Source organism: Anaeromyxobacter sp. (assembly GCA_016718565.1).
Classification (GTDB): Bacteria; Myxococcota; Myxococcia; order Myxococcales; family Anaeromyxobacteraceae; genus JADKCZ01.
In genome coordinates, this window is the sequence record JADKCZ010000005.1 from 242079 (window position 1) to 254775 (window position 12697).

Here is a 12697-nt window from a genome sequence, read left to right on the forward strand (position 1 = left end):
CGCACCGGAGGTCCGCCATGCCAGGCGCGCGTCGTGGTCACCCGCCACTCCTCCTCGCCCTGGTGGCCGCGCTCGGCGCCTGCGGCAGCGAGCCGACCGGCACCGTCGGCGCCTGGCGACTCGGCGCCCCGATGATCGAGGCGCGCTCGGGTCACAGCGCGACCGTGCTGCCGAGCGGCCTCGTCCTGGTGGCGGGCGGCGCGGGCGCCTGGCACGCGGACGGCAGCGCCGACATCCTGGCCAGCGCCGAGCTCTACGACCCGGTGACCGGGGTCTGGACCCCGGCGGCCTCCATGGGGACGGCCCGCGGCTGGCACTCGGCCACGCTCCTCCAGGACGGCCGGGTGCTGGTGGCGGGGGGCGTCGGTGCCCAGCTCCCGGGCCGGTACACCGACCTCACCAGCGCCGAGCTCTACGACCCCGCCACGAATCGCTGGGAAGAGACCGGCTCGATGGCCTGGCCACGCGACGGCGAGGCCGTGCTCCTGCCCGACGGCCAGGTGCTGGTCGCCGGGGCCTGCCTGGACGACGGGACCGTGCTGGCCGTCTCCGAGCGCTACGACCCGGTGAGCGGGACCTGGTCGGACGCGGGGGCGCTCCCCGCCGCGCAGTACTCGATGCCGATGGTGCTCCTCGGGCCGGCTGGCCCCGTCCTCCTGGCGGGCGGGATCAGCTCCAGGTGCACCACCTGGGAGACCGCCGGGCTCACCTCGCGGGCCCACCTGTACGACCTCACGACCCGGACCTGGCGGGCGACCGCGCCGCTCCCCGTCTCGATCTCCGACCACACGCTGACGCTGCTCTGGTCCGGCGAGGTGCTCCTCACCTCGGGGGGCCGGGGCCGGACCCAGAACCCGGGCGGACCGGCGCTGCTCTTCGACCCCGCCCAGGAGACCTGGCGGCCGACCGGCCCGATGGCGTGGACGCACCACGTCGCGGAGGCGCGCGTCCTGCCCTCTGGCCGGGTCCTGGTCGCCGCCGGGAACTGGGTGGACGACGAGGGCGACTACCACGCTCCGGGAGGTGACGTGTACGACGCCGGCCTCGACGCCTGGTCGCCCACCCCGGTGCTGCCCCACCACGTCCTCGCCTGGTGCGCCGCCGTGACCCTGCCGTCTGGTGAGGTGCTCCTCACCGGGGGCGAGATCTTCAGCCCGGGCCCCTCACGGCAGGTCACCATCTCCGCCGTCCAGCTCTTCCGGGAGTGAGCGCTGCACCGCCGATCCCCACGCTGGGCAGGGATGCCGCCCCGGCCGCCCGGCGCTAGGCTCTCCCCATGCTCGTCGGCCTGGTCTCCGACTCCCACGGCCTGGCCGACCCGGCCCTGCCGGCGCTCCTGGCCGGCTGCGACCTCATCCTGCACGCCGGCGACCTGGTGAAGCCGGCGGTGCTGGCCGCCCTGGAGGTGGTGGCGCCGGTCCGCGCGGTGCGGGGGAACAACGACCTGGCGCCGGGGCTGGAGGAGCTGCCGGACCACCGGCTGGTCACCCTCGACGGCCTGACGGCCTACCTGGTGCACGACGTCGGCTCGCCGGGGCGCCCCCACCCCTCGGTCGGCAAGGCGCTGCGCCGGCTCCGGCCCGCCCTGGTGATCCACGGCCACAGCCACCGGCCCGGCACGGCGCTGGTGGGGAGCCACCTCTTCGTCAACCCGGGCAGCGCCGGGCCGCGCCGCTTCGACCTGCCGCGCACCGCCGGCCGGCTCCGGGTGGACGGGCGCGGGGTGGAGGTGACGCTCTTCGACCTGGCCACCTCGCCGCCGAGGCCGCTCGCCGCGCCGCTCCGGCTGCTGCTGTGACCCCCCTCCCCTGGAGGTGGTCCACCCCCTTTCCTCGAAGTGCACCCCCCGGGCAGACCTCGTTCGCCTAGACTCCCCGCTCCCGCGCCGCACCTGGAGACCTGCCCATGACCACCCGCCTCGCCGCCCTGGCCTTGCTCATGGTGTCCGCAGCCTGCGGAGGCGGGTCGTCTTCTCCGGCGCCGGCCTCGCTGGCCTTCACCGCCGAGCCCGCCTCGGGCAGCGCCCTGGCGCCGCTGGCCCCCGTGGTGACGGTGGAGCTGCGCGACGCCGCCGGCCTGCTGGTCGCGGACGCCACGGCCTCGGTGACGGTGGCCCTGGCCCCGGGCGCCGGCGCGGCGGTGCTGGCCGGCACCACCACCCGGGCCGCGGTGGCCGGGGTGGCCACCTTCCCTGGCCTGGTGGTGGCCCGCGCGGGGAGCGGCTACCGCCTCACGGCCAGCTCGGCCGGGCTCACCGGCGCCACCAGCGCCGCCTTCTCGGTGGCGCCGGGGCCCGCCGCCACGCTGTCCCTGGTGCGCCAGCCCGCCGACGGCCGCACCGGGGTGGCGCTGGTGCCCGCCCTGGAGGTGAGCGTGCTGGACGCGGCCGGCAACGCCGTGGAGGACTACGCCTACCAGGTCGACGTGTCGCTCGCGCCGGGTCCGTCGGGCGGGCCGCTCACCGGCGCCACCTCCGTCGCGGCGGTGGGCGGCGTGGCCAGCTTCCCCGACCTCGCCGTGGGCGGCGTGGGTCCCCACGCGCTCCGGGTGTCGCAGGGCGGCTTGCCCGCGCTGACCACCTCCACCTTCACCCTCTCCGACGCCTGGGTCTCCCTCGGCCCGGACGGCGGCCTGGTGGCGGTGGCCCCGGATCCCGGCAGCCCGCTCACCGCCCTGGCGGGCGGGGAGGCCAGCGGGGGGCTCTGGCGCACCGAGGACGGCGGCCTCAGCTGGACGCCCATCGCCCCGCTGCGCGGCCGCACCCTCACCCCGACCTTCCAGCAGGCGGGCGTCGCCTGGGCCTACGGCGACTCGCTCTGGCGCTCGGCCGACGGCGGCGTGAGCTGGGTGGAGACCCCTGGCCTGGCCCTCTCGCAGGACGGCGCGGTCGTCGGGGTGGCGCGGGATCCGGTCAGCGGGGTCACCTACGCCGCCATCAGCGACATCGACAGCCGGATCCTGGCCAGCGCCGACGACGGCGCCACCTTCACGACGGTGGCCCCGGCGCTCCCCGCCGGCGCCTCGCTCCTCGAGGTGGCGGCCGGACCGGGCGGCCTCTCGGTGCTCACCAGCCAGGGGTTCCAGACCCTGGCGCGGGACGCGCTCGCCTGGACCTCGCCCGTCCCGGTGGACACCAACCCGTACCTCCTGCTGGCCCACCCCACCGAGCCCCAGGTCCTCTTCGCCGCCGGCATCTTCGGCCTCCACCGGACCGGCGACGGCGGCGCCACCTGGGAGCAGGTGGCGCAGGGCCCCTTCCGCGACGTCTGGATCGACCCGGCCGACGACGCGGCCGTCCTGGCCCTCCGGCTCGTGGGCGGCCTGCAGGTCTCCGGCGACGGCGGCCTCACCTTCCCCACCAGCGTGGCCCTGGCTTCCTTCGAGGGGCTGTCTCTCGCCGGCACCGCCTCGAGCCTCTACCTCGGCGCGGACGACGGCCCGTACCGCAGCACCGACCGAGGTGCGACCTGGACTGCCGCCAGGGGCGGACTGCACGCCCGCCGCCTCGGCGCCGTCGCGGTCTCGGGCGGGTCGCCCTCGGTGCTCCTGGCCGCGGCCGACCACGGCGCGCTCTTCCGCTCGCTCGACGGCGGGAGCACCTTCGAGCCGGTGGCCTCGGGCGGGGGCTCCGAAGGGCGGCAGCTGGTCTTCGATCCCGCCAGGCCGGAGCGCGCCTACTTCCTGAACGGCACGCTGATGGCGTCGGACGACGCCGGCGCCACCTGGACCCAGCTCGGCGCGGCGCCCCCGGCCATCGTGCACCTGGCGATCTGCCGGCAGACGCCGACCACGCTCTGGGCCTCCGATCAGAACACCACCGGCGTCTGGCGGTCGACCGACGCCGGCGCGACCTGGGCCAGGGTCTTCACCCGGCCGGACGCCAACTTCGGGGTCGGCGACGTGTCGGCCGACGCGGGCGACCCGGCCGTCGCCACCTTCCCGGCCATCGACTACGCCCCCAGCAGCGCCAGGACCGGGCTCTGGCAGACCCGCGACGCCGGCCTCACCTGGAACAAGCTGGCCGAGCCCTTCTACGGCTACCTCCTGGTGGACGGCCTGGAGCCCGGCGCGTTCTGGGCGCTCAACGGCTCCTCCCTGAAGGGCACCACCGACCAGGGGGCCACCTTCACCTCGGTGGCGCCGCCCATGACCGGCAGCGGATTGGCGCTGGCCCTCGACCCCGCCGATGGGTCCCGGCTGGCGCTGGGCACCGTGAGGACCTACGCCTCCCTGCCGGCCGACGGCGTCTTCCTCTCCGCCGACCGCGGCGCCACCTGGTTCCAGGCGCGCAGCGGGCACGACCTCTTCAGCACCTACGCCCTGGCCTTCGACCCCGGCGACGCGGCCACCCTGTACGCGGCGACCAGGGGCGGCGGCCTCCTCAAGACCACCACCGGCGGGCGGTAGCCGCTCGCGGCGGCCCGCACCGGGCCCGCCGCGGAGGCCTGGCACGAGACACCGGGCTCGCCGCCCTGCCGGGAGGCGAGGCCGCCCAGCGCCTCGGCCCCCCTTCCCGCCAGGGGCTCGGACGTTCCATCGCACCCGGCCGTGGCGACCCGGCAAATCCGGATCCCGACCTCGACGGGGGACCTACGCTTGGTCCGTCGTTCGCCCGGCGTGCCGGAGCGGACGGGGAGGGGTCCCATGACATGCGAGAGGTGGAGCGCGGGCGCGGTCCTGCTGGTCGTGGCGCAGCTGGTGGTCTCGGCGGGGTGCAGCGGCGGAGGCGGAGGTGGGGGCACCGCGTCGGGGGACCCGACCCGGGCCGAGGTCTTCTCGGCCATCACCAGCTCGACCTCGCCCGACTCGGACGGCGACGGCCTGCCGGATGACGTCGAGGTGCGCTACCACGCCACGCTCGGCACCGACGTGGCGCGCGCCGACTCCGACGGCGACGGCGTGAACGACGCCATGGAGCTGTTCGGGGCCTCCTGGGTCTACCTGCAGACCAAGGGCCAGGCCGGGATCGCGCCCGGCGCCAGCGCCGCGGGCCAGGTCGGCGATCCGGCGCTGCCGCACGACGCCGACACCACCGACTCCGACGGCGACGGGGTGCCCGACCTCCTCGAGTTCGCCGGGTACCGCTACGCCTGGGCGACCGCCAGGTTCGTGCTCGATCCGACGGGCTACCGCACCGACCCGCTCCAGTGGTCCACCGACCAGGACGCCTACTCCGATGGCATGGAGGCGTCCGGGCTCAACATGGACGTGGCGGTGCGCCGGCCCGGCAACCACCCGCTGGTGCCGGCCTACCCGGACATCCAGGTCGAGCTGATGGGCTACACCGTGACCCTCAACGACCAGATCACCTACGGGCAGGGGAGCTCCATCGCCAGCGAGACCAGCTGGAGCCGCGAGGTCGAGCGGACCCACGCGGTGGAGACCGAGGTCGGCCTGGAGCTGAAGGTGGGGGCCAGCATCAGCCTCACCGACCTGGGCTGCTCCATGGAGGTGACCTCCTCCTTCTCGACCGCCACCACCGACACCACCTCGGTCTCGAGCGCCACCGGCGGCAGCGTGCTCGAGTCGAGCGAGTGGAGCCAGACCCGCAGCCACAACCCCACCGACGCGGCGCGGCTGAAGCTCTACGTGAAGGTGCGCAACCTCGGCACCGCGCCGGCCAGCAACGTCATCCCGACGCTCTCGCTGCGCATCGGCGGCGCCGACGTGGCCACCTTCGAGCCCCCCAGCCTCTCGGTGGCGACGCTCCTGCCCGGCGGCGTCTTCCCGCCGGACGAGGACGTCAACTGGGTCATCGACACGGTGGCCGACGGCACCCCCATCTCGCTCACCGACTGGGAGCTGCGCGCGCTCGAGTCGCGGGCCCCCATCGGCCTGAGCGTGGCGCAGAAGCGCGCCGACGTGATGCGCCTGGACCCGCAGGGCAGCTGGGTGCGGGTGGGCGACGCGGGCGACTACCTGGCCCGCATCCTCTCGGTCACCACCGACCTCTTCGCCGACGTGGGCGCCGGCCCCGACGGCGTGGAGGGCAACTTCATCCACGCCCGGGTCGCCTCCGACGACACGCCCACCTCGCCCGCCGTCACGCTGGCGGAGGCGCTGGCCTGGTCGATGAACTTCCGCGTCGAGGGGGATCACTACGCGGTGGACCTGCGCAAGCTGGACGGCAGCGTCGTGTCGGTGGCGCTCACCGGCACCCTCGGCGAGGGCGGCGAGCTGCTCGACGACGGCGAGTGGCGCTGGCAGGTGGACGCGCTCACCATCGCCCGCAACTGGCTGGTGCCGCCCCCGGTGCTGGAGCTCGAGGACCTGCTGTCCATGCGGCTGGGCCCGGCCTCCCGCATCTCGCTGCGGGCGCCGCGCCGCACCACCGAGCCGGGCCCGGTGGTCCACTCCGCCTGGGCCACCCCCACCAACACCGGCTACCAGGTGGTCACCTGCGTCTCGGACTACGACGGGATCGCGGAGGTGCTCTTCCTCGACGGGTCGGGCACCGCCACCGAGCTCAAGCGCGACGGGCGCGGCCCGTTCTTCTACTCCGGGGCGGTCACCGGAGAGCTGGTGGGCAACGGCACCGAGCGGATCCTGGCGGTGAGCACGCGGACCATCCCCGACACCGCCCCGCCCGAGCCGCTCACCACCGAGGCGCCGGTGCGGGTGACCCACACGCCCAGGGCGCTGCCGCCGGTGGTCGAGGACGTCAGCTACACGCCCACCGCCGGTGGCGGCGGGCGCTTCTACGCCAGGGTGCGGCCGGCCACGGCGGGCCTCACCTGGGTGCGCGTGTACCACCCGTCCTACCTGCGGAGCCAGACCGGCGAGGCCGCCGACGGGTACATGACGCTGCAGCCGGTCTCGAACCCGTTCGACGACCCCTACGGCTATGACCGGCGCACCTTCTGGCCCGGCTGGCCGGGCTGGCAGTCCGGCCAGCGGCTGGTGGCCTACAGCGCCGACCTGCTCTACACGGTGGTGGAGCTCGACACCGCGGACGACTACCGGGCCTACCGGAGCGGCACCGTCACCATGAGCGGCGCCTTCGACTGGACCGGGACCGACGAGTGGTGGATCCAGCAGTCGGACCTGGAGCGCGGGCCGCCCGCGCCGGTCATCCAGTACTACACGGAGTCCAACTCCTACGGGAACCCGGCCACGCTCCTCGACCAGTGGATCGGCTGGGTGACCGGCGGGCAGCCGGCCACCTGGACCTTGGGCACCCACGGCCTCTCGGACGTCTACCTGCGCGACAGCCAGTGGGCCTGCGGGGTCTACTACCTCGGGTTCTTCACGGCCGGCGCCAGGGCGCCGGGCGACGGGGCCGACTACTTCGCGGGCATCACCCGGCGCACCATCACCAACTACAAGCCGCTCTTCGCCAAGGGGTGGCTGCCCACCGGGCCCGAGGAGGCCCTCTTCGAGCCGTTGGTGAACAACGTGTTCATGTTCCAGACGCCCGAGGGCCGGCTCGGCAAGCTGCTGGTGACCTCCCGCGCGGGCGACCAGTCCGGCTGGCCGTACGAGAACTGCTGGACCACCGTCAACCTGCGCTACACGATCTTCGTGAAGGCGGGCGACTGAGAGGGACCGGGGCCGCGCCCGCCCGCCCGACGGACGCGCGCGGCGGCCGAGGTCAGGCTGGCCCGCTCAGGCCAGCCTGGCCCCGCCGGGCACGGGGAGGCCGGCCGCCGGGGTCGTGGCCGGGGTGACGGGCGGCGCCTCCAGCGCCGCCACGCTCCGGGCGATGCGCCCGACGGCCTCGAGGGTCTCGCCCACCACCTCGGCCCGCTCGTCCTGGGCCTGCGGCTCGCCCAGCCAGCGGACGTTGACCTTCACGGCCGCCAGCGGGTTGTTGATCTCATGGGCCACCCGGGCGGCCAGCTGGCCCAGGGCAGTGGCCGCCTGGTCGGCGCGCAGGCGGTTGGCCTCGAGCGCGGCCACCTTCCGCTCCAGGTCGCGGTGCAGGATGAAGCGCCGGCGCTGGGCGGCGGCGAACTGCTCGAACACCACGGTGTGGACCGCCACCAGGCTGAGCAGGGCAAGGTCGGACCGGAGCCGATCGGCGACCGGGCGGGCCTGGGGCCAGGCCAGGTCCAGGATGACGTGGCCGGTGCCCATGAGGGCGAACACGCCCAGGCGCCCGCGCAGGCGCACCGGCAGGAAGGTGGCCGCCGTGATGCAGGAGAGGACCACCGCGACGGTCTGCAGCGTCGAGCCGGCCAGCCCGAGCGCGAAGTAGGCCAGGTCGTTGCCCCAGGTCCAGACGACGGAGAGGACGATCACGATCGGCGGGAGCAGGCGCGAGCCCGGCGCGGTCCGGGCGGCCAGCCAGCCCAGGGCCGGCAGCACCATCCAGGGCAGCCGGAGCGCGGCCGCCTCGAGGAGGGTCCGCGGCGGATCCAGGGCGCCCACGAAGGCGGCGTCGAAGCCGAGGAGCACCAGGTTCCCCACCAGCGCGTACAGGCCGAGCAGGCGGGCGCGCGGCGCCCAGCGGCCGGCCAGGAAGGCCCGGTAGGTCCTCGGCGGCGGGGCCGGGGCGGGCGCGGTCCGCGGCGGAGGCGGTGGGGCGCCGGCGGGCGGGTCGGTGTGGCTGGCGCTGCTGGCAGGCACGCGCCGCACGCTCACACGCCCGCCGTGACCCTGCAAGCGGTGCCTGGAAGGGGGGCTGACAGCGGGCGGCTCCGAGGACAGACTGTGGGCATGCCCGACACCACCTACCAGGGCGGCTGCCACTGCGGCGCCGTCTCCTTCCAGGTCACCATGGCCCCGCCGGCCAAGGCGTACGCCTGCAACTGCTCCATCTGCGGCAAGGCCGGCTGGCTGCTGGCCTTCGTGGGCGGCGACGCCTTCAAGCTGGTCGCCGGCGAGGAGGCGCTCACCGACTACCAGTTCGGCAAGCGCGCCATCCACCACACCTTCTGCCGGACCTGCGGCGTCCGCCCCTTCTCGCGGGGGCTCGACCCGAGCGGCAAGCTCTCGGTGGCGGTCAACCTGCGCTGCCTGAAGGGGCTCGACCCCGCCGCGCTCCCGGTGGAGAGCTTCGACGGCGCCAGCCTCTGACCCGGCGGGGCCAGGCGGCCCGCCCCCGCCTCACACCACCGCGGCGCCGAAGCAGGCGTCGAGGTCGGCGACCCAGGCGCGCTTGGCGGCCTCCGGGGCGAAGCTGCCCTCGAGGCCGTTGCGCGCCAGCCGGTAGGCCTCGCGGGGCCCGAGCGCCGGCAGCGCGGCGAAGGTCTCCAGGTAGTTCTGGACGAGGTAGCCGCCGAAGTAGGCCGGGTCGTCCGAGTTGACGGTGGCCGCCAGCCCCGCCGCCAGCAGCGCCGGCAGGTTGTGCGCCGAGAGCGCCGGGAAGACCCGCAGCCGCACGTTGGAGAGCGGGCAGACCGTGAGCGGGGTGCGCGCCGCCACCAGCCGCGCCACCAGGGCCGGGTCCTCCAGGCTGCGCACGCCGTGGTCCACCCGCTCGACGCCCAGCGCGTCGAGCGCGCCGTGCACGAAGGCCGGCGGCCCCTCCTCGCCGGCGTGGGCCACCCGGCGCAGGCCCAGCGCGCCGGCGCGGGCGAAGACCCGGGCGAACTTCTCCGGCGGGTGGCCGCGCTCCGCGCTGTCGAGCCCCACGCCGATGAACCGGTCGCGGTGCGGCAGGGCCGCCTCCAGCGTGGCCAGCGCCGCCTCCTCGCTCAGGTGGCGCAGGAAGCAGAGGATGAGCGACGCCTCCAGGCCCAGCTCGTCCCGGGCTCGCCGGCAGGCGCGGTGGAGCCCGCCCACCACCGCCGCCAGCGGCACGCCGCGGTCGGTGTGGGTCTGCGGGTCGAAGAAGACCTCGGCGCAGACCACCCGGTCGGCGGCGGCGCGGCGCAGGTAGGCCCAGGCCAGGTCGAAGAAGTCGGCCTCCTCGCGGAGCACCGCGGCCCCCGCGTAGTAGAGGTCGAGGAAGCCCTGCAGGTCGGCGAAGTCGTAGGCGGCGCGCAGCGCCTCCACCGTGGGGTGGGCCAGCGCCACGCCGTGCCGGCGCGCCAGCTCGACGATCAGCTCCGGCTCCAGCGTGCCCTCCACGTGCACGTGCAGCTCCGCCTTGGGCATGTCCGCCAGCAGGCCGGGCAGCGCGGCGCGCGGGATGCGGTCGAAGTCGATGGACGGCGCCGGGCCACCCGCCGCCGCGGCCCCGGGGCCGGCGGCCTCTCGTGCAGCGCGGGGGGGGTCAGGGGGCACGGGGACCTCGAGGGGCGCGGGGTGCGGCGGGAGAGCATAGCCAGGGGACGCCGCCGGGGCACGCCCCACGGGCGGCGGTCCCGGATCGGGGTCCGGCCGGGCCGGCACGGCCCCGATCGAGCAACGCCAGGTTTCACGGGGAGTTCCGATCCCGGGCCATGGAGCCCAAGTGAGCCCGCGCCTGGCAGCCCCGGACCGGCCAGAATCAGCGGGACGGGCGGGGCATGGCGCCCCCCCACCCACCAGCTCCGTTCGCAGCGGGAGACCTTCGATGGACCTCGAGCACGAAGTCGCGCAGCTCCGAAAGTGGTTCCAGAGCCCACGCTTCCAGGGCATCAAGCGGGTCCACTCGGCGCGGGAGGTGGCGGAGCAGCGCGGCACCATCCGCCCCGACTACGCGGTGGCGCGCGGCGCCGCCGAGGCCTTCTACGCCCGGCTGCGCGAGCTCTGCGACCAGGGCAAGTCCATCACCACCTTCGGCCCCTACTCGCCCGGCCAGGCGGTGGCCATGAAGCGCATGGGCATCGAGGGCATCTACCTGGGCGGCTGGGCCACCTCCGCCAAGGGCTCGGCGCACGAGGACCCGGGGCCCGACCTGGCCAGCTACCCGCTCAGCCAGGTGCCCAACGAGGCCGCGCCCATCGTGCGCGCGCTCCTCACCGCCGACAAGAACCAGTTCTTCGCCCGCGCCCGCATGAGCGAGGAGCAGCGCAAGGCCACCCCCGAGGTGGACTACCGGCCGTTCATCATCGCCGACGCCGACACCGGCCACGGCGGCGACGCCCACGTCCGCAACCTGATCCGGCGCTTCGTCGAGGTGGGCGTGCCCGGGTACCACATCGAGGACCAGAAGCCGGGCGTGAAGAAGTGCGGCCACCAGGGCGGCAAGGTGCTGGTCTCGGAGGACGAGCAGGTCAAGCGCCTCTCGGCGGCCCGCTTCCAGCTCGACATCATGGGCGTGCCGGGCATCATCGTGGCCCGCACCGACGCCGAGTCGGCCACCCTGCTCGACGGGCGCAGCGACGACCGCGACCAGCCGTTCATCCTGGGCGCGGTCAACGTGTCCCTGCCGAGCTTCCGGGCGGCCTTCCTGGCCATCCTGCGCCAGTTCCAGCGGGCCGGGGTGGAGGAGCTCTCCGGCCACGAGTTCTACGCCATCGGCGACGACGAGTACGCCGCCGCCGACGCCTGGCTGGCCAGGTCCGGCTTCCCGGCGGGCATCGCCGCCGCCGTGGCCGCCCTGCACAAGGGCACCGTCAACGTGGACGCGGCGCTCGACCTGGTCTTCGACAAGTTCGTCGACGCCTGGCAGCAGGAGGCGGGCATCACCACCTACGCCGAGGCGGTCGGCAGCGTCATCGCCTTCCGCCACCAGGAGGGCGATCCGCCGCCCATGACCAAGGAGCAGTGGCTGGCCTTCGCCCACCGGGCGCCCTTCTACCAGGCCCGCGAGAAGGCCCACGCCATCGGCGTGGACATCACCTGGGACTGCGAGCACGCCAAGACCCCCGACGGCTACTACCAGGTGCGCGGCGGCATCGACTACGCCATCGCCAAGTCGCTGGCGGCGGCCCCCTTCGCCGACATCCTCTGGATGGAGACCAAGACCGCCGACCTCAAGGACGCCAAGCGGTTCGCCGACGCCATCCGCGCCGTCTACCCGGGCAAGATGATGGCCTACAACCTCTCGCCCTCGTTCAACTGGGACACCACCGGGATGAACGACGACCAGATGCGGGCCTTCCCCATCGAGCTGGGGAAGATGGGCTTCGTCTTCAACTTCATCACCTACGGCGGGCACCAGATCGACGGGCTGGCCTCCGAGGAGTTCGCCGCCTCGCTCCGCGAGGACGGCATGCTGGCCCTGGCCAGGCTGCAGCGGAAGTTCCGCCTCATCGAGTCGGGCTACCGCACGCCGCAGACCCTGGTGGGCGGCCCGCGCGCCGACGCCGGCCTGATGGCCATCTCCGGCCGCACCTCCACCACCAAGGCCATGGGGCAGGGCTCGACCCAGCACCAGCACCTGGTGCAGACCGAGGTGCCGCCCAAGCTGCTGGAGGACTGGGTCGACGCCTGGCGCAAGATCCACGGCCTGGCCGAGAAGCTCAAGGTGGGGCTCAAGCCCCGCTCGGCCGGCTCCGACCTGCTCGAGCTCTCGCTGGTCGATCCGGCCGGGCAGGTCAAGGCCAACGTCATCTTCGCGGTCATCCAGGATCGCAAGGGGCGCAACATCCTCTCGGTCCGCGACCAGAACAACTTCGACCTGGGCCTCCGCAAGAAGCGGCTCATGACCCTGCTGCAGCTCTTCCTGATGCACCGCTACAAGATCTACTCGGTGCACTACGTGTCGCCCACCGAGGACAACCAGCGCCAGGCCGAGGGCATGAAGAAGCAGGGCCTGTACCGGCTGGTCAACCAGGAGGTCGGCGAGATCATCGTCGCCGACGTCGACCTGGACCAGGTCAAGGCGCTGCTGGCCCCGGACCGGGCCGCGCTGCTCGCGCTGCTCCAGGCCAAGTGACCCGGC

At 74.6% G+C, this 12697-nt stretch carries 8 protein-coding genes; 6 read left to right on the forward strand and 2 right to left on the reverse strand.

The window, feature by feature from the left end; genetic code table 11:
• Positions 1–17 precede the first annotated feature (17 nt).
• The 4 genes from IPO09_13560 to IPO09_13575 all read left to right on the forward strand — a co-directional run bounded on the left by IPO09_13560 (position 18) and on the right by IPO09_13575 (position 7539).
• Positions 18–1208: a hypothetical protein gene (locus IPO09_13560; GenBank protein ID MBK9518346.1), complete on the forward strand. Its 1191-nt coding sequence runs from the start codon at positions 18–20 to the stop codon at positions 1206–1208.
• A 68-nt stretch (positions 1209–1276) separates the two neighbouring features.
• Complete coding sequence (locus tag IPO09_13565) at positions 1277–1798, forward strand: metallophosphoesterase family protein (protein MBK9518347.1); 522 nt, start codon at positions 1277–1279, stop codon at positions 1796–1798.
• Positions 1799–1905: 107 nt separating this feature from the next.
• Positions 1906–4407 (forward strand): hypothetical protein, encoded by a 2502-nt coding sequence (locus IPO09_13570; GenBank protein ID MBK9518348.1) that lies wholly within the window; start codon positions 1906–1908, stop codon positions 4405–4407.
• 237 nt (positions 4408–4644) lie between these two features.
• Positions 4645–7539, forward strand: a complete 2895-nt coding sequence (locus IPO09_13575; GenBank protein ID MBK9518349.1) for a hypothetical protein — start codon at positions 4645–4647, stop codon at positions 7537–7539.
• Positions 7540–7605: 66 nt separating this feature from the next.
• Here the strand turns inward: IPO09_13575 and IPO09_13580 are convergent, their stop codons facing one another.
• Complete coding sequence (locus IPO09_13580) at positions 7606–8568, reverse strand: hypothetical protein (GenBank protein MBK9518350.1); 963 nt, start codon at positions 8566–8568, stop codon at positions 7606–7608.
• A 90-nt stretch (positions 8569–8658) separates the two neighbouring features.
• Between IPO09_13580 and IPO09_13585 the strand changes: the two genes are divergently transcribed.
• Entirely contained in the window at positions 8659–9018 is a 360-nt protein-coding gene (locus IPO09_13585) for a GFA family protein (GenBank protein MBK9518351.1), read from the forward strand.
• A 30-nt stretch (positions 9019–9048) separates the two neighbouring features.
• Here the strand turns inward: IPO09_13585 and IPO09_13590 are convergent, their stop codons facing one another.
• Positions 9049–10041: an adenosine deaminase gene (locus tag IPO09_13590; GenBank protein ID MBK9518352.1), complete on the reverse strand. Its 993-nt coding sequence runs from the start codon at positions 10039–10041 to the stop codon at positions 9049–9051.
• Positions 10042–10441: 400 nt separating this feature from the next.
• Between IPO09_13590 and IPO09_13595 the strand changes: the two genes are divergently transcribed.
• Complete coding sequence (locus IPO09_13595) at positions 10442–12691, forward strand: isocitrate lyase family protein (GenBank protein MBK9518353.1); 2250 nt, start codon at positions 10442–10444, stop codon at positions 12689–12691.
• Positions 12692–12697 lie beyond the last annotated feature (6 nt).

Coding starts and splice junctions, on each gene's coding strand:
- IPO09_13565 (MBK9518347.1), top strand. CDS start 1,277: ATGCTCGTCGGCCTGGTCTCCGACTCCCACGGCCTGGCCGACCCGGCC.
- IPO09_13575 (MBK9518349.1), top strand. CDS start 4,645: ATGACATGCGAGAGGTGGAGCGCGGGCGCGGTCCTGCTGGTCGTGGCG.
- IPO09_13595 (MBK9518353.1), top strand. CDS start 10,442: ATGGACCTCGAGCACGAAGTCGCGCAGCTCCGAAAGTGGTTCCAGAGC.
- IPO09_13560 (MBK9518346.1), top strand. CDS start 18: ATGCCAGGCGCGCGTCGTGGTCACCCGCCACTCCTCCTCGCCCTGGTG.
- IPO09_13590 (MBK9518352.1), bottom strand. CDS start 10,041: ATGCCCAAGGCGGAGCTGCACGTGCACGTGGAGGGCACGCTGGAGCCG.
- IPO09_13585 (MBK9518351.1), top strand. CDS start 8,659: ATGCCCGACACCACCTACCAGGGCGGCTGCCACTGCGGCGCCGTCTCC.
- IPO09_13570 (MBK9518348.1), top strand. CDS start 1,906: ATGACCACCCGCCTCGCCGCCCTGGCCTTGCTCATGGTGTCCGCAGCC.